The sequence below is a fragment of the Planococcus sp. SSTMD024 genome, from assembly GCF_041320495.1.
Lineage (GTDB): Bacteria > Bacillota > Bacilli > Bacillales_A > Planococcaceae > Planococcus.
Genome location: NZ_JBGGNS010000018.1, coordinates 32,357 through 50,111, shown reverse-complemented (window position 1 = coordinate 50,111; position 17,755 = coordinate 32,357). Strand labels below are relative to the sequence as shown.

Below are 17,755 nucleotides of genomic sequence, written 5' to 3'. Positions count from 1 at the left end.
TGAAAACAATCGATAGCCGTGAAGTGTGTGACAGGATTGACTTTCAGGCTTATTTGAAGATATTTATTATTTTTTCGAAATAATAAAAATATTACGTGATTTAGTAAAAAGCTGTTAGCTTTTCGAAAACTATGGTAATTTCACATAATAAACAATAAACATCTGTTTACACAGGGAGGACAAGATCATGAAAATTCAATTCGGTTTACTGCCGCGGATTGTGCTGGCCATTGTGCTGGGCGTACTCATCGGCTCTGTGGCGCCAGAAGCGCTCGTTCGTGTATTTGCTACATTCACAGGAATTTTTGGCGGGTTCTTGAACTTTATCGTGCCGTTGATCATTCTCGGTTTTATTGCACCAGGTATTGCGAAACTTGGTACAGGCTCTGGAAAATTATTGGGCCTTGCGACAGCAGTCGCGTATTTATCCACCGTCGTGGCAGGCGTCTTGGCGTTCACCGTGGCATCCTCCATTTTACCGAATCTGATGCAAGGCGGTTCGCTCAATAACCTGGACGATCCGGCAAATGCACTTGCTTCGAGTTTCATCGAATTGGAAATCCCTCAATTATTCGGTGTTATGAGCGCTTTGATCTTGGCATTCCTCTTAGGTATTGGGATGGCGTCCACTGGAAGCAAAACGATGGCCGCATTTTTTGAAGAGTTCCAGGAAATCATCGAAAAAGTTATTTCATACATCATAATCCCGCTTTTGCCATTTCATATCTTCGGTATTTTCGCGAATATGGCATACGGCGGTGCGGTGATGGAAATCCTATCGCTCTTTGCGGTGGTATTCATCCTGATCATTGCGTTGCACTGGACCATGCTCACAGGCCAGTACACAGCAGCTGGTGCATTAAGAAAGAAAAACCCCTTCGGTTTGATCCGGACCATGCTGCCCGCCTATTTCACGGCACTCGGTACCCAGTCTTCGGCTGCTACAATCCCTGTCACATTGCGCCAAGCACGAAAAACAGGCGTGAAAGAGCGCGTGGCTGACTTTACGGTTCCATTGTTTGCAACGATCCATTTGTCGGGCAGCACGATCACGCTCGTCACTTGTGCGATCGGGGTCATTTTATTGACAGGTCAATCGCCGTCATTCGGCAGTTTCTTCCCGTTCATCTTGATGCTCGGCGTAACGATGATCGCAGCTCCCGGCGTTCCGGGCGGCGCGGTTATGGCAGCCATCGGATTGCTGGAAGTAATGCTTGGCTTCGACGAGACGATGGTCGCGTTGATGATCGCTCTGTACATGGCTCAGGACAGTTTCGGGACTGCAGCCAATGTAACGGGAGACGGCGCCTTAGCGAATATCGTCGATCGTTTCACGCCATCACAAAAAGCATGAATTATGCCGGAATTCAATGAATTCCGGCTTTTTTCTGCTCTCTATACGGATAAAAAAGGCTGTGCTATCATATGCTGGATATGAAATTCAGGAGGCACGAACATGAAAAAGATGACAATCCTCGGCTTATCTGCGGCCTTGTTGCTCGCGGCATGCGGAACCGAACAATCCACTGACACAACTGAAACGGCTTCGGGATCTGCCACGATGGAATCCGGCAAAGAAAGCATCAAAAGCCAATTGATGCAATTTTATATGACCGTTTCGAAGGATATAAATAAAGAAGACACGCAACTGAACGATTTTGAAATCGCCCAAGCTGAAGCTGCACTGCCAAGCGGCGCGGAACTTTCGGAGATGAAAGAGGCAGCTTCGACATCTGCTGAACAAGCGAAGCAAGCAGTGGAATCGATCGAAGTGCCGGAATCGCTAAGCGGCCATCAGGAAGAAATCGATGGGGCTTTGGCTTCGATTGCTGCATCCTACGAGATGAAAATCGAAGAACTTGGAACAGAAACACCTGATTTCCAAGCGGCTGCGGATAAATTTGCCGAAGCGGACGCTGTTTTCAATGAAATACTGGAAGAAAACGGCTTGGTTTCCTCGAACCTATACAACGAAGTAAGCCAATAATTTGTGAAAGCTGTCCGTAAAATGGATAGCTTTTTCTATTTATTTCCATTAACTATGACGATAGGTCTATTTTCAGATAAATTAGATTATTTAACTTGTTTAATCTTAGTCGAGTCGGGTATACTTGTAAAAGTAAAATATGAAAACTCGAAAGGGATGGTTTATTATCGATTCTCAAGGTATTGAAAAGACGGAAAAAATGGAACAAGCATTCAGAGACGTACACGGGTACGGACTGAACGAATACCAAAATGACCCGCAGAAAATCCTTGAAGTTGAACAGCGCCGTGAGCAGGATTATCGCCAAGGCCAGTCGGTTGCGGCACAGATCGAGCGCCAAGCGCACCGCGAATAGCAATTGATACACGATCCACATACATTCAATCATTAAAATGAAGCAGCCGGACAGGGTATTCACCCTGTCCGGTTTTTTTATGCCCAAGCATGCGAAATCCCCTCCCTTATACAAAGTTTATTGAAATGAATTCTCATTTAGCCTAACTTTATTGAAAATGCAGGAAATCGGCAAGGCTTCCTGGAAATCGCTTGCCGACAGCAAAAAATCCGGATTTCAAAATGGTTTTTGTCAACAATTCGGAGCGGATTATAACATTTGCTACTGAAGTGAATATAAGTTAAGATTAGAATGATACTAATTAAGAGTGCAAGGCATTCTTCAATAACATTATGGAGGTATTTACATGTCAACTTTGGTCATTAAAGATCTACACGTTGAAATCGAAGGAAAAGAGATTTTAAAGGGTGTAAATTTAACTATTAATACAAGCGAAATCCATGCCATCATGGGGCCGAACGGTACAGGGAAATCCACCTTGGCATCAGCGATCATGGGGCATCCTAAATATGAAGTAACACAAGGCACAATCGAATTGGACGGAGAAGACGTATTGGCGATGGAAGTTGACGAACGCGCCCGTGCAGGACTTTTCCTGGCTATGCAGTACCCGAGCGAAATCTCTGGCGTCACCAATGCTGACTTCATGCGCTCTGCGATGAACGCGCGCCGCGAAGAAGGCAATGAAGTTTCATTGATGAAATTCATCCGTGAACTCGACAGCAAAATGGAAACTCTTGCAATGGACCAGGATATGGCCCAGCGTTACTTGAACGAAGGATTCTCCGGCGGCGAGAAAAAACGCAACGAAATCCTTCAAATGATGATGATCAAACCGACATTCGCCGTACTCGATGAAATTGACTCCGGTCTTGATATCGATGCATTGAAAGTCGTTTCAGAAGGCATTAACCAAATGAAAGGCGAGAACTTCGGCTGCTTGATCATCACTCACTACCAGCGCCTCTTGAACTACATCACGCCAGACCACGTCCATGTCATGATGCAAGGGCGCGTCGTGAAATCCGGCGGACCTGAACTTGCTCACAAACTGGAAGCGGAAGGCTACGATTGGATCAAGGCAGAGCTCGGCATCGAAGACGAGACTGTCGGACAAGAAGCATAATTGGAAGGAGAGACTAACGTGACGGTTGAAACTAAACTAACGATGACCGAGCAGGATGTACGCTCCTTCTCGGCTTCGCACTCAGAACCAGAAGAATTTACGAACTTGCGCGTGCAAGCTTTGGCCGCTGCTGAAGCATTGCCGCTCCCAAAACCCGATAAAACGAAAATCATCAATTGGAACTTCACCGACTTTCCGGTCCATACAGTGGAAAGCTCCACTTATGCATCACTTGATGAACTACCGGAACAAGTGAAATCCATTGTCGATTTGGGACAGAAAAATTTGTATATCCAGCACAACAATACGCCGGCTTTCAGTTCTTTGGATGAAAACCTGAAAAAACAAGGCGTCATTTTAACGGATATCCAAACAGCAATCCGCGAGCACAGTGATTTAGTCGCTAAATACTTCATGACTGAAGCGGTCAAAGCGGAAGAGCATAAACTGACTGCCCTTCATGCAGCGTTATTGAACGGCGGTGTTTTCCTCTATGTCCCGAAAAACGTTGTGATCGAGAAACCGGTCCAAGCGGTTTTCCTTCACGACAACGAAGAAGCTTCCTTGTTCAACCATGCGCTGATCGTAGCGGATAAGAGCAGCTCTGTCACTTACGTGGAGAACTATATTTCCACAGTGCCGAAAGCAAAAGGCCTTGCGAATATCGTTTCGGAAGTATTTGCGGAAGACAACGCTTCTGTCACTTACGGCGCGGTGGATGTTCTTGCGGAAGGGTTCACGACTTATGTCAACCGCCGCGGCGTTGCACAGCGCGATGCGCGCATCGAATGGGCGCTCGGCATGATGAACGACAGCGATACCATTTCCGATAACACGACCTTCTTGTTCGGCGATAATTCAGTCGGCGACACGAAAACAGTGGTAGTCGGAAGAGGCACGCAAAAGCAGAACTTCACCACACAAGTTATCCATTGGGGCAAAAACTCCGACGGCCAAATTTTGAAGCACGGCGTCATGAAGGATGCCGCATCTTCCATCTTTAACGGCATTGGCAAAATCGAGCACGGTGCAACGAAAGCAAACGCAGAACAAGAATCACGCGTTCTGATGCTGAGCCCGAAAGCACGCGGCGATGCGAACCCGATCCTGTTGATCGATGAAGATGACGTAACGGCAGGCCACGCAGCATCTGTCGGCCGTGTCGACCCGATTCAATTGTATTATTTGATGAGCCGCGGCATTACAAAACAAGAAGCTGAACGTCTTGTTATTCACGGCTTCCTGGCACCGGTAGTAAACGTGTTGCCAATCGAAGGCGTCAAAAAGCAATTGACGGAGGTTATCGAAAGGAAAGTCCGCTAATGAATCCAGAGATCAAGAGCTATTTTCCGATACTCAACCAGGAAATCAATGGACATCCGCTCGTCTATTTAGACAGCGCGGCGACTTCCCAGAAGCCGACGCCAGTCATCGAAGCGCTGAAAGAATATTACGAATTTGATAATTCCAATGTCCACCGCGGCGTCCATACGCTCGGCAACCGGGCGACAGAGAAATACGAAGGCGCCCGCGAGAAAGTGCAACAATTCATCAATGCAAGTTCGACGCAGGAAATCGTCTTTCTTCGTGGCACGACGACCGCGATCAACTTGGTCGCGCAAAGCTATGGCCGTGCCAATGTCGAAGAGGGCGACGAAATCGTCATCACGTATATGGAGCATCACTCGAACATCATTCCATGGCAGCAGCTGGCAAAAGAACGCGGCGCTGTCTTGAAATACATCGAGCTTGAAGAAGACGGCACCATCTCATTTGAAAATGTCCGTGCAGCCATTACCGACCGGACCAAAATCGTGTCGATGGTCTACGTATCCAATGTGCTTGGCACGATGAACCCGGTGAAGGAAGTGGCGAAAATCGCCCACGAACATGGCGCTGTCATGATGGTGGACGGAGCACAAGCTGCGCCTCACTTGAAAATCGATGTCCAGGACTTGGATTGCGACTTCTTCGCATTTTCCGGCCACAAAATGGTCGGACCGACCGGCATCGGCGTGTTGTATGGCAAAAAGCATTTGCTTGAAGCCATGGAGCCTGTCGAGTTCGGCGGTGAGATGATCGACTTTGTCGGATTATACGATTCGACATGGAAAGAGTTGCCTTGGAAATTCGAAGGCGGCACACCGATCATTGCCGGGGCAGTCGGCCTGGCTGCGGCCATCGACTTCCTGCAGGATATCGGGTTGGATGAAATCGAAAAACATGAACACCATATGGCAGCCATCGCGATGGACAAGATGTCGGCGATTGAAGGGCTTGAGATTTACGGCCCGAAAGACCCGGCGAAACGTGCAGGGATCGTCACTTTCAATTTGAAAGAAGTCCATCCCCATGACGTAGCGACTGTGCTCGATATGAGCGGCATCGCTGTCCGCGCAGGCCATCACTGCGCACAGCCATTGATGAAATGGCTCGATGTGACAGCGACAGCACGCGCAAGCTTCTATCTTTATAATGACGAATCGGATATCGATCGCCTAGTGGAAGGCTTGCGTTCTGCAAAGGAGTATTTTAGCGATGTCTTTTAATAATTTAGATCAATTATACCGACAAGTCATCATGGACCATTACAAAACGCCCCGCAACAAGGGTGCGCTTGAACAGGACAGTGTCAATATCGAAATGAACAACCCGACTTGCGGCGACCGCATTCAATTGACGCTGCAAGTGGAAGATGGCATCGTCAAAGACGCCAAGTTCGACGGGGAGGGCTGCTCGATTTCCATGGCATCTGCTTCCATGATGACGCAAGCCGTCAAAGGCAAAGACGTAGACACGGCATTGAAACTATCCCAAATTTTTTCTAACATGATGCTTGGGAAAGAGTACGACGATTCAGTGGACCTTGGGGATATTGAAGCATTGCAAGGTGTTTCCAAATTCCCGGCGCGTATCAAATGCGCGACCTTAGCGTGGAAAGCCATGGAAAAAGGTGTGCACGAGGAAGAAAAATCGTAACAGAGAACGGAGGAACGACGATGGCGAAAAAAATGCCGGAAATCGGAGATTATAAATATGGGTTCCATGACAAGGATGTCTCCATCTTCAGATCCAAACGCGGTCTGACGGAAGACATTGTCAGAGAAATTTCGAAGATTAAAGAAGAACCGGAATGGATGCTCGAATCGCGCCTGAAAGCGTTGAAACTATTCTATTTTATGCCAATGCCGCAATGGGGCGGAGATTTGAATTCATTGGATTTTGACGAAATCACGTATTACGTCAAGCCATCAGAAGCGAGCCAGACTTCGTGGGATGAAGTCCCTGAAGAGATCAAGCGTACGTTTGATAAACTGGGCATTCCTGAAGCCGAGCAGAAATACCTTGCGGGTGTCTCTGCACAGTATGAATCCGAAGTGGTTTACCACAACATGAAAGAAGACTTGGAAGAAATGGGCATCGTCTTTAAAGATACAGATGCAGCGCTTCGTGAAAACGAAGACCTCTTCAGAGAAAACTTCCAGACAGTCATTCCAGCAGCGGACAATAAATTTGCTGCCTTGAACACGGCTGTTTGGTCGGGTGGTTCTTTCATCTACGTACCGCCAGGCATCAAAGTGGAATCGCCGCTGCAAGCCTATTTCCGCATCAACTCAGAAAACATGGGCCAATTCGAGCGTACGATGATCATCGTCGACGAAGGCGCAAGCGTCCACTACGTAGAAGGCTGTACAGCACCGGTTTACACGACGAACTCATTGCACTCTGCAGTAGTTGAAATCATCGTGAAAAAAGATGCTTATTGCCGCTATACGACGATCCAGAACTGGGCGAACAACGTATACAACTTGGTAACGAAACGTGCTTTCGTTGATGCGAACGGCACGATGGAATGGATCGATGGCAACATTGGTTCGAAATTGACGATGAAATATCCTGCAGTCTTCCTTAAAGGCGAAGGCGCACGCGGCATGACATTGTCGATTGCGATCGCCGGCAAAGGCCAGCACCAGGATGCAGGCGCGAAAATGATCCACTTGGCGCCGAACACCTCTTCATCGATCGTCTCCAAATCGATTTCGAAACAAGGCGGGAAAGTTTCCTACCGCGGAATCGTGCATTTCGGCCGCAAAGCGGACGGCGCACGTTCGAACATCGAATGCGATACCTTGATCATGGACAACCAGTCGACATCCGATACAATTCCTTACAACGAGATCATGAACGATAACGTTTCGCTTGAACACGAAGCGAAAGTATCGAAAGTCTCTGAAGAGCAATTGTTCTATCTGATGAGCCGCGGCGTTTCTGAGCAAGAAGCGACGGAAATGATCGTCATGGGCTTCATCGAGCCATTCACAAAAGAATTGCCGATGGAATACGCAGTCGAAATGAACCGTCTTATCAAGTTCGAGATGGAAGGTTCAATCGGTTAATCACATTCATAGCTTGTCGCGGCCTTGGCCGCGGCAAGTTTTTTTTGTTTTTGCTGCATCGTGAAAGCTCGTTTGAATGCACAATGCAAGGGTAAAGACATAAGGAAGACAATATTCAAGGAGGTTTTTTGATGAGTCAGGTTTTTAATTCCTTAAAAGAGAAAATCAGCAATGCCGATATGAGTGAAGTGAAAGAAATCATCACTGAAGTCAAGCAAGCATATGACGACGGCAAGATTGATGAGAATGAAAAGAACGAATTGATTGATCTTGCAAAATCAAAAATTGGCGGCGGAGGGCTCGGAGGATTATTCTAAGAGCCTGAAACCTATTGAAAAAATAAGCTTTGGCAAACCTTAACGGCTGCCAAAGCTTATTTTTTCATGTTCTTTAAAGCTTCACGCCTGCTCAATGGCTGAAGCGTATATGCCTTTACAAAGTCCAAAACCCAAACGGGGTCGGTTTTTGCGTATTCCCGCAATGCCCAGCCGATGGATTTTTGAATGAAGAAGTCACGGGACCCGGCATGCAGCAAGAGGATAGCGCCGAGGATTTCCGTGTCGGTTTGTTGCTTGAATTTTAGTTGGTGCAGGATGGCTGCTCGGTTGGTCCATAGATTTTCTGCTTGTGCCCACTCCCGCATGATCGGGGAAGTGGTTTTTCGGTCGCGCAAGACGATATGCCCGACGAGTTTCGGGGCAATGATATCAACACTGTCCCACCAGGAATTAGATTCGATCAGCAGGCGCAGAAACGGCAAGTCGTCCGGGGCCAATTCCTCTTTGGCCTGTTCTAGCAGTTCAATGGCAGCATAATGGTATTCGCGTTCGGGCATTTCGTATAATGCTCGGACAATGGATTTCAAATGTTCTTTTTCGGGGAGGAGATATTTAGATAGCTGCTCTTTCATCAACACGGTGCGCAGGGGTTTCTGGATTCCTAAAAATGGGAAGTTTTGTTTCATATAAGCGGCCATCGGAGCGGCCAGCCCCGGGTTGCGATGTTCCTCAAACCGTGCGATAAGCGCATCTGTGTCCCATGGTTTTTTCATTGCCAAAACCTCCTGAATTAGAAAGTCAATACACCGACGATGAAAGTACAAAAACAGGAAAACTTCATCGGTGCAGACCCTATTATGAGAATCTCAAAAAGGACGCCTGTTTTGTTCTATGCTATCATAAAATAATAACGAAAATGGAGGCATGGCGATGATTTATGTTGGATTGACGGGCTGGGGAGATCATCCAGATGTTTATAGCCCCGGGTCGAAACAAAAAGATAAATTGGTCGATTACAGTGCGCATTTTCCGATTGTGGAACTGGATTCTTCATTTTACGCCGTCCAGCCTGAGCGCAATATCAGCAAATGGATCCGCGAGACACCGGACAACTTTCAATTCGTCGTAAAAGCATATCAAGGCATGACGGGGCATCAGCGTGGCGACAACCCGTTTGCAACCCGCGAGGAGATGTTTGAAGCTTACAGATTGTCTGTCAGGCCGCTTAAAGAAGCGGGTAAGCTGGCGATGGTGCTGTTGCAGTTTCCACCGTGGTTCGATTGCCAGAAAGGCCATGTCGATGAAATCCGCACGATCATCGCCGAGCTGCAGGAATTCGACTTGGCGATTGAATTCCGCCATCAATCCTGGTATGCAGACGGCATGAAAGAAAAGACGCTGGAATTTCTCCGCGAATACGGGTTGATCCATTCGGTCTGCGATGAACCGCAGGCGGGGGATGGATCGATTCCGCTAGTGCCGGAGTCAAGCCGCAAAGATAAAGTGCTGATGCGTTTGCACGGGCGCAATGTTCACGGCTGGCTAAACCCTGGCAATGCCGAAAAATGGCGGGAAGTGCGTTATCTTTATGATTATAACCGCCAGGAACTAGAAGAGATCAGCCAGGCAGTGAAACGTCTTGAACAGCAGGCCGAGCAGGTATATGTAATCTTCAATAATAATTCAGGCGGGCATGCAGCGGGCGATGCGAAACAGTTCCAGGAATTGAACGGTTTGCATTTCGAGGGATTGTCCCCGAAGCAGCTCGACCTGTTCGAAGGCGGGTTCTGATGGTATTCATCATCCTTCTGCTGGTCGGGCTTGCTTCAGGGATTGTCGGCGCGCTCATTGGGCTCGGGGGAGGCGTCATCTTGGTGCCGGCGCTGCTGTTTCTCAGCTCTTCGGTCAGTTTATTTCCGGACTTGTCCCCACAACAGATTGTCGGGCTCTCGGTCATCATGATGATTTTCACCGGTTTGTCGTCGACAATTGCCTATATGAAGGTTGGCACCGTCGATTACCGCAGCGGCTTTATTTTCTTTCTTGGCAGCGCGCCGGGTACGGTTTTGGGCGCCTTCGTCAACCGCAGTCTGGATATTCCATCTTTTCAATTATACTTCGGCTTGCTATTGGTGTTCTTATCACTGCTCCTGTTACTGCGGGATCGCTTGAAGGCGGTGAGCTGGTTTGTCGATAACGGGAAGAAGCAAAGCTTTTATGACCGCAAAGCCGATCAGGAATATGTCTACGGCTATCCGGTATGGTTTGCGCTCTTATTGACCTTCTTCATCGGCTTTGCCTCCGGACTATTCGGCATCGGCGGTGGTTCGATTCTCGTGCCTGCCATGATCTTGTTGTTTTTATTCCCGCCTCACGTAGCTGTTGGAACTTCGATGCTGATGGTCTTTTTGTCTGCCATCGTCAATTCCATCACGCATATCTCCCTCGGCAATGTACCGTGGATTTATACGATAGCCATCATCCCATCTGCTTATATCGGGGCGAAAATAGGGGCGACGCTGAACCGCAGCATCAAATCCGAAACGCTGGTCGTGGTGCTGCGACTCGCGTTATTATTACTCGGCCTCCGCTCGATTTACGAAGGAATTTTCAGTTCATAATGAGGTGTTTGACATGAGTGAAACCATCCATATTTATCATACAAACGATTTGCATAGCCATTTTGTGCATTGGCCGCGTATCAAATCCTTGCTGATGGAGCGCAGGCAGTGGCACGAGGAGGCGGGAGATGTGTGTTTGGTGCTCGACATCGGGGATCACGCAGACCGCTCGCATCCTTTTACGGAAGGGACGGCCGGAAAAGGCAATGTCCAGCTGCTCAATGAAGCAGGATACGATGCAGTGACCATCGGCAATAACGAAGGGATCACATTGTCGAAAGCGGAACTGGATGAATTGTATGTCCAAGCTGATTTTTCCGTGGTGGTCGCTAATTTGGTGGACATGGACGGCAAGCAGCCGGAATGGGCGCTTCCGAACCAGATCATCGAAACGAAAGACGGCATAAAAATCGGGCTCATCGCTGCAACCGCAGAGTTCACCCCGTTTTACCGCCGTCTCGGCTGGCAAGTGACAAGCGGCAGGGAAGCGATCAAGCGGGAAGCGGCGGAAATCCACAAATCGGTCGATTTTCTTATTTGCATGTCCCATCTTGGCATCAGGGAAGATGAACTTTTGGCAGCGGAGTGCCCGGAACTCGACATTATCTTGGGCGCACATACCCATCATCTATTCCATCAAGGAAAAGAAATCGGCGGGACCTTGCTCGGCGCCGCCGGCAAGTTCGGCTATTATGTCGGCCATATTGAAATCGATATAGAGACAGGCAAGATGTCAGCGGAAGTGATCGAGACCGACCGTTTGCCGGAAGCCGATGGAGGATTCAATGAATACTTGGTCGGCGTCGGCAAGCAGCAAATGGCTGAGACGGTTTTCTACAATGACCGGCATTTGAAAGCTGAATGGTTCAAGCCATCTCCCATGGCTGAGCTGTTTGGTGAGGCGCTGGTTTCGTTCGCTTCGGCGGATTGCGGACTGTTCAATGCCGGCATTTTCATGGAGGATATGCCTGAAGGGGAAATGACACGCTACGATTTCCATCGCATGCTGCCGCATCCGATCAATCCGTGCGTCATTGATCTCAGCGGCGCGGAGCTTAAGGAAATTTACCTGCAGTCTCTGAATGAAGACTGGCCGCAACTGGAGTTAAAGGGCATGGGCTTTCGGGGTGCGGTGTTCGGCCGCATGATCCATAGCGGTATGGACATGCGCAACCATCAATTGATGGTTGGGGGCAAGCCTGCCGATCCGGACCGTATCTATCGGCTCGCGACACTTGACCTGTTCACATTCGGCTATTTTTTCCCTGCGCTGAAACGTGCACCGAAGAGCTATTTCATGCCGGAGTTCCTGCGTGACGTCTTCGGTGATTATTTCCGCATGAAAACCGTTAAATAGAAGGAACATTCGAAATGGACTGTTAGTTGATTTCACGTGCTTTTTGGGCTATGCTTTTTATGAATTAGATATCGATGGGTAGAGGCTGCAGCCTTCATCAGTAGAATGTGCGAGTTTGACCGCGTAGACCGCATTCGAAAGGGAAGCTTGCCGAAATTACCGTCTCCGGGTCAAGGGGCGGCGATTGGGGGCATTTCGAACAGGGATGCTACTGTCATTTGCAGCAAGTTGCAGATGGAGAGCTACAGGGTTGTTTGATGCTTGTGCACACAGACGAATTGTAGGAAGCCGGTTTATCCATGGGATAAGCCGGCTTTTTTGGTCTAAGCCTTACCATCAAAACGAATAGGAGGAAATCTAATTATGGAAAACACAATCTTTTCAATCCTGCCGCCGATTATTGCGATTGCGATGGTGCTGTTGACGCGTCGTGTGTTGCTGTCGCTCGGCGTCGGCATCGTGGCGGCTGCGCTGATCCTGACATCATTTGCGCCAGTTGAAGCTTTGAACGAATTGTTCACTTCGTTTGCGGTGATCTTTTGGGACGAAGGCTTTAACGCTTACAATGTCTTCATCATTTTGTTCTTATTGCTGCTAGGGGTCATTACGGCATTCGTCAGCTTGTCAGGAGGCAGCCATGCGTTTGCCGATTGGGCATCTGCACGCGTGAAAACACGCCGCGGCGCTAAATTGGTCACCGTGTTTCTTGGCATCTTGATTTTCATCGACGATTACTTCAATGCCCTGGCCGTCGGGCAAGTCGCACGGCCGATTACAGACCGCTATAAAGTATCGCGTGCTAAATTGGCTTATTTCATCGATTCCACTGCGGCGCCGATTTGTGTCGTATCACCCGTCTCAAGTTGGGGAGCTGCGATCATCGGCATCATCGGAACGATTCTGGCTGGACAGACTTTCCTGGAATATTCGGCACTTGAAGCGTTCCTGTGGATGGCACCGATGAACTTCTATGTCATTGCGGCGCTTGCCATCGTGTTCTTCGTCGCAATACGCGATGTGGACTTCGGGGAAATGAAAAAGCATGAACGCTTGGCAATTACCGAAGGCCAGCTCTTCAATCCCGACAAAGTGATTCCTGGGGAAATGAAAGAAGATTTCCCTAACCATTCGCACGGCCGCGTCCGCGACTTGCTATTGCCGATCTTGTTATTGATCGTCGGAACGGTCGCAGCGATGATGTGGACCGGTTATGTAAATGCCGGAGAAGTGTTCGACATTTGGCTCATTTTTGAAAACACCGATGTTCCACTGTCACTGATCACCGGAGGCATCATCGGCGCACTTGCAGCGATTATCCTGTATGCACTGCAAATCAAGCGCAACGAAGCGGCGGAAGCGCATTGGATCGCCAGAGGCATTTGGGCCGGGATCCAGTCGATGGCAGGAGCGGTCTTCATTTTGATCTTCGCTTGGTCCCTGACCTATTTGATCGGCGCTTTGGAAACCGGTACCTATCTTGCTGACGCTGTTGCTCGCGGCAATGTGCCAACCAGCGTCTTGCCTGTCCTATTGTTCTTGCTGGCTGGCGTTATGGCGTTTTCGACGGGCACTTCGTGGGGCTCTTTCGGGATCCTGCTGCCGATTGCCGGAACAATCATGATCCAGGCGGAACCTGACCTCTTGCTGGCGTCGTTGTCGGCTGTACTGGCGGGGGCTGTATTCGGAGATCATTGCTCGCCAATCTCGGATACGACAATCCTGTCGTCGACAGGCGCAGGAAGCAATCATATGGACCATGTGGTCACGCAACTTCCTTATGCATTGACTTCTGCAGCGATTGCCTCGATAGGGTATATCGTCATAGGCTTCACCGGCTCCTTGCCTTTGGCTCTCGGAGTGGTGGCTATTGTCTTGGCAATACTATTCGTTTTTTGGTCTAAACGTACAACCTTAATGGAAAAGCACGGACAGAACTAATATTTGAAAGGCGGAGATATTCTATCTCCGCCTTTTTATTATTGAAGTAATAGTTTTTTTGAAAAACTTTCAGAAATTATCTTTACTTTGAATAAGGTCCTAGTTATACTAAATTTAGATTCCAAAATAATCTGAATATAAACAAACTTCCTATTTTTCTGTTAAAAAATTGGAAGTTTACAACAAAGGGGGAAGAGAAATGGAACGTTCTACGTGGGGAACAAGAGCCGGTTTTATCATGGCGGCGGTCGGTTCAGCAATAGGACTAGGGAATATTTGGCGATTCCCGTATGTAGCATATGAGAATGGTGGGGGCGCATTTTTTATACCGTATTTGTTTGCTCTTTTAACGGCCGGGATTCCAATTCTTATACTGGAGTTCACCATCGGCCATCGTTATCGCGGATCCGCACCACTTTCATTCTTTAGGATGAGCGGCAAGAAAGCAGAATGGCTCGGTTGGTGGGCGATGTTCGTATCGTTTGTCATCTCGGTGTATTACGCGGTCATCATCGCTTGGGCGATGCGTTATACATTATTCTCATTCAATCAAGCATGGGGCGAGGATACAGAAGGATTCTTATTCAATGATTTCCTTCAATTGACAGTGAATCCGGGCGAGACGGGGGGAATCGTCTGGGGCATTTTCGTTCCCTTGGCAATTGTCTGGGTCATCACGCTCGGCATCTTGCTTGCCGGCGTCAAAAAAGGAATCGAAATGGCGAACCGTATTTTCATTCCGACTTTGGTGCTTATCTTTATCATCATCGTTATTCGTGCAGTAACGCTTGATGGGGCATCGCTGGGCTTGGAAGCATTCTTCAGGCCGAATTTCGATGCCATAATGGATCCAACCGTCTGGGTTGCGGCCTATGGGCATATCTTCTTCAGTTTGTCGGTCGCCTTTGCGATCATGATCACATACTCCAGTTATCTGCCGAAAAAATCGGATATCACAAACAACGCGTTCATTACCGGATTTGCGAACTCAAGCTTTGAACTGCTTGCCGGTATCGGGGTGTTTGCGGTACTTGGATTCATGGCGACACAATCAGGCGTAGAAGTAGCGGATGTAGCATCTGCAGGCGTTGGGCTGGCATTCGTTGTATTCCCGGCGATCATCAATGAATTCCCAGGATTGAACGGCCTCTTCGGCTTCTTATTCTTCCTGTCATTGACGCTTGCGGGACTCACTTCACTCATGTCGATCACTGAAACCTATGTAGCCGGGTTTAGCGAAAAATTCGGTATCTCACGCCGCAAAGCGGTCGCGTTCGGTGGCGGACTGGCTGCCTTGATTTCCATCCTGTTTGCAACTCAAGGCGGATTGTTCTTCTTGGATATCGCCGATTACTACATCAACCAATTCGGTGTTGCGGCAGTTGGCCTTGTAGAAGTTGTCATGGTGGTCTGGATCTTGCGCAAAGCGGGCGATCTTCAGAACCACGCAAATGAGATCTCGGACATCCATCTTGGCGGCTGGTGGAAATTCAGCTTGGGCGTCATCACGCCGATCGTTCTCGGCTATATGATGTTCGGCTTGCTGCGCTTGAACATTTTCCAGCAATTCGATACGGACACAGGAAACTATGAAGGATATTCCAATATGTTCACGTTGACGGGCGGTGTGGCTGTCGCAGCAGGAGCCTTGCTCTTTGGCATCTTGTTCTCACTCGGCAAATGGCATAAAAACTACCGCTATTACGATGAGCATTCCGAGCATCCGGCGAGAGAAAAAAAATAAGGAGGGAATGACATGTCAGTTAGCGCAATTGTCGTCATGATCATCGGTATGATCCTTCTCTGGGGAGGGCTTGCAGCAAGTATTTTCCACGCTGTGAGATCGAGTAAAGCAAATAAGGCAGAAGATTTAGGATAAAATAGGAAACCTCCGGCCAACATTATGCCGGAGGTTTTTTGTATGGGCAGCTGCTAACGGCACAGCTTGTCCACATAGCCCTGGTGTGATACATTTGAAGCAGGATTCGAGCAGGTAAAGCAGGATGATGCAAGCCCAGGCTTTTGTCATTACTAGGTATGGATGGTGAGGATATTGATCACAATTGAAAAATGGAACTACGAGGTGATCGAGGATCATCGTGAAGGGTTTCAAGAAGAAGCGTTCCAGAACAGATACAGCGATATTTTGGCCAAATACGATTATATCCTGGGCGACTGGGGATATGGGCAGCTTCGCCTAAAAGGCTTTTTTGATGATAGCAATAACAAGGCAAGCTATGATACGAAAATCAGCACGCTCCAGGATTATTTATACGAATACTGCAATTTCGGCTGTTCTTATTTCGTCTTGAAAAAGGCCGGGAAAGCGCCGGAACCAGAAGTGCAGGAACAACCGGAACCCCTCGAGGCTGAATGAGCCGCCGGGGGTTTTTTTGAGCCCATATGATATGATGGAGAAGAAACGAAACAGCGAGCAACAGCTAAATGGAGGGACTCATTATGTATTTTATCGACCGCGGAAAAATTAAGGAAGCCATCACCTATATGGAGGCGCTCATCGCTTTGTATGAAGAGAACGGCGAGTGGAATTCATTAAAAGACCAATTGGCTTTGGAGCGTCTTGCACTCGGGGCGATTGAGGCGGTGATCGACGTTGGGAATTCCATGATCGATGGTTTTATTATGCGCGATCCGGGTAGTTACGAAGATATCATCGATATACTGGTGGATGAGAAAGTGATCACAGATGAAATGGACGAGCCTTTGAAAGAGTTGGTTGGCCTGCGCAAGATGCTTGTGCGTGAATTCTTTGCGGTCGACCATGCAGAAATTAAACGCGTAATGGATGCGCATTTGGATAGCCTGAAACAATTTGGCCCTAAAGTGGCCCATTATCTTGAACACGAACTTGGACCGGTCTCTGCGTTCATTCCGGAGCACGAGAATGGGAAAAATTAAGCGCTACAAAGCTTATTGCCTGGATTTGGATGGCACAGTCTACCGGGGAGAGCAGCCGGTCCAAGCAGCTGCCGAATTTGTCAGCCGCTTGCAAGACGAAGGCATCGAAGCTTTTTATGTTACGAACAATGCTTCGAAAACGCAGGGGCAATTGTATGAAAAGCTGAAAAGAGTCGGTGTCGATGCTGACAAATCCCGCATCATGTCCTCAGCGGTCGCGGCAGCGAAATACATCAAGCGCTGGTATCCGGGGCGCACAGTTTATCTGATCGGTTCGGAAGGCCTCCAGGAAGCACTCGATATGGAAGGAATCGAATGCGTCGAAAAGCAAGCGGACATTGTTCTAATGGGGCTCGATCCACAGATCACTTATGCGAAGCTTTCGCGCGCTTGCCTCGAGGTGCAAAGAGGGGCGGTGTTCTTGTCGACTAACCAGGACTTGGCATTTCCCTCGGAAGAAGGGTTTCTCCCAGGCAATGGGGCCATAACAGCCGTGGTGTCAAAAGCGGCAGATGTCGATCCGGTATTCATTGGGAAACCGGAAATCCATATGCTCGAAACGATTCAGCATGAATGGGGATTCGAAAAAGAAGACATGGTGATGATCGGGGATAATTACGAAACCGATATACAGGCAGGGATCCGCTTTGGAATCGACACGGTCCATGTTAATACCGGCGTGACCCCGATGGATGCTGTTATGGAAAAAGACCATCCGGCAACACATATGCTGGAAAATCTCAGTTTTTGGAAGCATTAAAAAAAGCCGTCCAAAAG

At 48.4% G+C, this 17,755-nt stretch carries 19 protein-coding genes and 1 riboswitch; of the genes, 18 read left to right on the top strand and 1 reads right to left on the bottom strand.

Translation table 11 applies throughout. The annotated features are described in order from the left end of the window. Nucleotides 1–187: 187 nt before the first annotated feature. The 9 genes from AB9R92_RS03170 to AB9R92_RS03130 all read left to right on the top strand — a co-directional run bounded on the left by AB9R92_RS03170 (nucleotide 188) and on the right by AB9R92_RS03130 (nucleotide 8,182). Nucleotides 188–1,354: a dicarboxylate/amino acid:cation symporter gene (locus AB9R92_RS03170; protein WP_370668071.1), complete on the top strand. Its 1,167-nt coding sequence runs from the start codon at nucleotides 188–190 to the stop codon at nucleotides 1,352–1,354. A 102-nt stretch (nucleotides 1,355–1,456) separates the two neighbouring features. Continuing rightward, complete coding sequence (locus AB9R92_RS03165; RefSeq protein WP_370668070.1) at nucleotides 1,457–1,987, top strand: hypothetical protein; 531 nt, start codon at nucleotides 1,457–1,459, stop codon at nucleotides 1,985–1,987. Nucleotides 1,988–2,186: 199 nt separating this feature from the next. Beyond that, nucleotides 2,187–2,342, top strand: a complete 156-nt coding sequence (locus tag AB9R92_RS03160; RefSeq protein ID WP_167399234.1) for a YuzK family famiily protein — start codon at nucleotides 2,187–2,189, stop codon at nucleotides 2,340–2,342. 346 nt (nucleotides 2,343–2,688) lie between these two features. Then, nucleotides 2,689–3,468 carry a Fe-S cluster assembly ATPase SufC gene (gene sufC / locus AB9R92_RS03155; protein WP_370668069.1) on the top strand — a complete coding sequence of 260 codons (780 nt, stop codon included), beginning with the start codon at nucleotides 2,689–2,691 and terminating at the stop codon, nucleotides 3,466–3,468. Nucleotides 3,469–3,486: 18 nt separating this feature from the next. Next, nucleotides 3,487–4,791 carry a Fe-S cluster assembly protein SufD gene (gene sufD, locus AB9R92_RS03150; protein WP_370668068.1) on the top strand — a complete coding sequence of 435 codons (1,305 nt, stop codon included), beginning with the start codon at nucleotides 3,487–3,489 and terminating at the stop codon, nucleotides 4,789–4,791. Then, on the top strand, nucleotides 4,791–6,017 hold the full coding sequence (locus AB9R92_RS03145) for a cysteine desulfurase (RefSeq protein ID WP_370668067.1): 1,227 nt from the start codon (nucleotides 4,791–4,793) through the stop codon (nucleotides 6,015–6,017). Before sufD ends, AB9R92_RS03145 begins: the two co-directional genes overlap by 1 nt. Then, nucleotides 6,007–6,447, top strand: a complete 441-nt coding sequence (gene sufU / locus AB9R92_RS03140; protein WP_370668066.1) for a Fe-S cluster assembly sulfur transfer protein SufU — start codon at nucleotides 6,007–6,009, stop codon at nucleotides 6,445–6,447. The genes AB9R92_RS03145 and sufU overlap by 11 nt, the downstream gene beginning before the upstream one ends. A gap of 20 nt (nucleotides 6,448–6,467) precedes the next feature. After that, nucleotides 6,468–7,865 carry a Fe-S cluster assembly protein SufB gene (gene sufB / locus AB9R92_RS03135; protein WP_370668065.1) on the top strand — a complete coding sequence of 466 codons (1,398 nt, stop codon included), beginning with the start codon at nucleotides 6,468–6,470 and terminating at the stop codon, nucleotides 7,863–7,865. Between the two features lie 131 nt (nucleotides 7,866–7,996). Further along, complete coding sequence (locus AB9R92_RS03130) at nucleotides 7,997–8,182, top strand: hypothetical protein (protein WP_370668064.1); 186 nt, start codon at nucleotides 7,997–7,999, stop codon at nucleotides 8,180–8,182. Between the two features lie 56 nt (nucleotides 8,183–8,238). On the opposite strand, the gene AB9R92_RS03125 is transcribed toward AB9R92_RS03130, so the two are convergent. Further along, nucleotides 8,239–8,916, bottom strand: coding sequence for a DNA alkylation repair protein (locus AB9R92_RS03125; protein WP_370668063.1), 678 nt, complete (start codon nucleotides 8,914–8,916; stop codon nucleotides 8,239–8,241). Between the two features lie 157 nt (nucleotides 8,917–9,073). Between AB9R92_RS03125 and AB9R92_RS03120 the strand changes: the two genes are divergently transcribed. The 9 genes from AB9R92_RS03120 (at nucleotide 9,074) to AB9R92_RS03080 (ending at nucleotide 17,738) form a co-directional block, all read left to right on the top strand. Continuing rightward, nucleotides 9,074–9,934, top strand: coding sequence for a DUF72 domain-containing protein (locus AB9R92_RS03120; protein WP_370668062.1), 861 nt, complete (start codon nucleotides 9,074–9,076; stop codon nucleotides 9,932–9,934). After that, a complete protein-coding gene (locus AB9R92_RS03115) occupies nucleotides 9,934–10,764 on the top strand; it encodes a sulfite exporter TauE/SafE family protein (RefSeq protein ID WP_370668061.1) in 831 nt (276 codons plus the stop codon). Before AB9R92_RS03120 ends, AB9R92_RS03115 begins: the two co-directional genes overlap by 1 nt. Before the next feature lie 13 nt (nucleotides 10,765–10,777). Further along, nucleotides 10,778–12,121 carry a bifunctional metallophosphatase/5'-nucleotidase gene (locus tag AB9R92_RS03110; protein ID WP_370668060.1) on the top strand — a complete coding sequence of 448 codons (1,344 nt, stop codon included), beginning with the start codon at nucleotides 10,778–10,780 and terminating at the stop codon, nucleotides 12,119–12,121. A 71-nt stretch (nucleotides 12,122–12,192) separates the two neighbouring features. After that, nucleotides 12,193–12,374, top strand: a riboswitch (Lysine riboswitch). A gap of 110 nt (nucleotides 12,375–12,484) precedes the next feature. After that, the gene (locus AB9R92_RS03105; protein ID WP_370668059.1) at nucleotides 12,485–14,059 is read left to right on the top strand and encodes a Na+/H+ antiporter NhaC family protein; all 1,575 of its coding nucleotides are present in this window, start codon (nucleotides 12,485–12,487) and stop codon (nucleotides 14,057–14,059) included. A gap of 199 nt (nucleotides 14,060–14,258) precedes the next feature. Beyond that, the gene (locus tag AB9R92_RS03100; protein ID WP_370668058.1) at nucleotides 14,259–15,803 is read left to right on the top strand and encodes a sodium-dependent transporter; all 1,545 of its coding nucleotides are present in this window, start codon (nucleotides 14,259–14,261) and stop codon (nucleotides 15,801–15,803) included. A gap of 12 nt (nucleotides 15,804–15,815) precedes the next feature. Further along, nucleotides 15,816–15,938: a methionine/alanine import family NSS transporter small subunit gene (locus AB9R92_RS03095; protein ID WP_145990591.1), complete on the top strand. Its 123-nt coding sequence runs from the start codon at nucleotides 15,816–15,818 to the stop codon at nucleotides 15,936–15,938. A 174-nt stretch (nucleotides 15,939–16,112) separates the two neighbouring features. Then, nucleotides 16,113–16,436, top strand: a complete 324-nt coding sequence (locus AB9R92_RS03090) for a YutD family protein (protein ID WP_370668057.1) — start codon at nucleotides 16,113–16,115, stop codon at nucleotides 16,434–16,436. An 83-nt stretch (nucleotides 16,437–16,519) separates the two neighbouring features. Further along, complete coding sequence (gene hepT / locus AB9R92_RS03085) at nucleotides 16,520–16,978, top strand: type VII toxin-antitoxin system HepT family RNase toxin (protein WP_370668056.1); 459 nt, start codon at nucleotides 16,520–16,522, stop codon at nucleotides 16,976–16,978. Continuing rightward, entirely contained in the window at nucleotides 16,965–17,738 is a 774-nt protein-coding gene (locus tag AB9R92_RS03080; protein WP_370668055.1) for a TIGR01457 family HAD-type hydrolase, read from the top strand. Before hepT ends, AB9R92_RS03080 begins: the two co-directional genes overlap by 14 nt. Nucleotides 17,739–17,755: the final 17 nt, after the last annotated feature.